Origin of the sequence: Streptomyces sp. NPDC001851 (assembly GCF_040297165.1) — a bacterium.
Classification (GTDB): domain Bacteria; phylum Actinomycetota; class Actinomycetes; order Streptomycetales; family Streptomycetaceae; genus Streptomyces.
The window spans coordinates 1-1,123 of sequence record NZ_JBEOYR010000092.1 but is presented as its reverse complement, the minus strand read 5'-3'; the positions used below and the strand labels follow the sequence as shown (position 1 = coordinate 1,123).

Here is a 1,123-nt window from a genome sequence, read left to right as displayed (position 1 = left end):
CCGCCATCCGTTGCGGGAGCTGGTCACCGCCTCCGATCCGATGCCGCTGCTGGTGGAGCGTGAACGCGCCCTGTACGGCTCCTGGTACGAGTTCTTCCCCCGCTCGGAGGGCACCGCCGAGCAGCCGCACGGCACCTTCCGTACGGCAGCGCGCCGGCTGAAGCCGATCGCGGACATGGGCTTCGACGTCGTCTACCTGCCGCCGGTCCACCCCATCGGCACCACGTTCCGCAAGGGGCCCAACAACACCCTCACCGCCGGGCCGGACGACGTGGGTGTACCGTGGGCGATCGGCTCGCCCGAGGGCGGGCACGACGCCGTCCACCCCGGCCTCGGCACCCTCGACGACTTCGACCACTTCGTGGAAACAGCCCGTGAACTGGGCCTGGAGGTCGCCCTCGACTTCGCCCTGCAGTGCTCGCCCGACCACCCGTGGGTGCACAAACACCCCGAGTGGTTCCGTCACCGCCCCGACGGGAGCATCGCCTACGCGGAGAATCCGCCGAAGAAGTACCAGGACATCTATCCGGTCGCCTTCGACGCGGACATGGACGGCCTGGTCGCCGAGACGGTACGGATCCTGCGGCACTGGATGGGCCACGGTGTGCGGATCTTCCGGGTGGACAACCCGCACACCAAGCCGGTGGTGTTCTGGGAGCGGGTGATCGCCGAGGTCAACCACAAGGACCCGGACGTGATCTTCCTGGCCGAGGCGTTCACGCGGCCGGCGATGATGCACACCCTCGCCCAGATCGGCTTCCAGCAGTCGTACACGTACTTCACCTGGCGCAACAGCAAGCAGGAACTCACCGACTACCTCAGCGAGTTGGCGGGCGAGGCGGCGGCCTACATGCGGCCCAACCTCTTCGCCAACACCCCGGACATCCTGCACGCCTACCTCCAGCACGGCGGGCGCCCGGCCTTCGAGGTGCGCGCCGTGCTCGCTGCGACCCTCTCCCCCGCCTGGGGCATCTACAGCGGCTACGAACTGTGCGAGAACACCCCGCTCAGGCAGGGCAGCGAGGAATACCTGGACTCGGAGAAGTACCAGCTCAAGCGACGGGACTGGGAGGCCGCGGCACGCGAGGGCCGGACCATCGCACCGCTCATCACCAGGCTCAAC

The 1,123-nt window shown here is 68.4% G+C and carries 1 pseudogene; it reads left to right on the top strand.

The features are described from left to right. Positions 1-1,123: pseudogene (locus ABT171_RS41705) on the top strand (alpha-1,4-glucan--maltose-1-phosphate maltosyltransferase); the annotation flags it as partial.